Raw genomic sequence first — 448 nt, 5'->3', positions numbered from 1 at the left:
GGTTGTTCCTGCCTCTGAACTTGCTGCCGCCATGAAGCAGATTAAAGAACTCCAGCGCCTGCTCGGCAAGAAAACGATGGAAAATGAACTCCTCAAAGAAGCCGTTGAATATGGACGGGCAAAAAAGTGGATAGCGCACGCGCCCTTATTGCCCGGGGATGGGGAGTAAGCTTAGTCAGCCGTTGTCTCCGGGTGTCGCGTGCGCAGTTGCACGTCATTCTCAGACGAACCGATGACTGGATGGATGGCCGCCGCAGTCGTCACACTGATGATACGGATGTGCTTCTCCGTATACACCATGTTATCGGAGAGCTGCCAACGTATGGTTATCGTCGGGTATGGGCGCTGCTTCGCAGACAGGCAGAACTTGATGGTATGCCTGCGATCAATGCCAAACGTGTTTACCGGATCATGCGCCAGAATGCGCTGTTGCTTGAGCGAAAACCTG

At 53.8% G+C, this 448-nt stretch carries 1 pseudogene; it reads left to right on the top strand.

The window, feature by feature from the left end:
• Positions 1-448 (top strand): annotated as a pseudogene (locus HG542_RS34270) (IS3 family transposase); the annotation flags it as partial.

Origin of the sequence: Streptomyces morookaense (assembly GCF_013030945.1) — a bacterium.
Lineage (GTDB): Bacteria > Actinomycetota > Actinomycetes > Streptomycetales > Streptomycetaceae > Streptomyces > Streptomyces morookaensis.
Note: the sequence above shows the minus strand (reverse complement) of the source record. Positions and strands in the feature narration are given on the sequence as shown.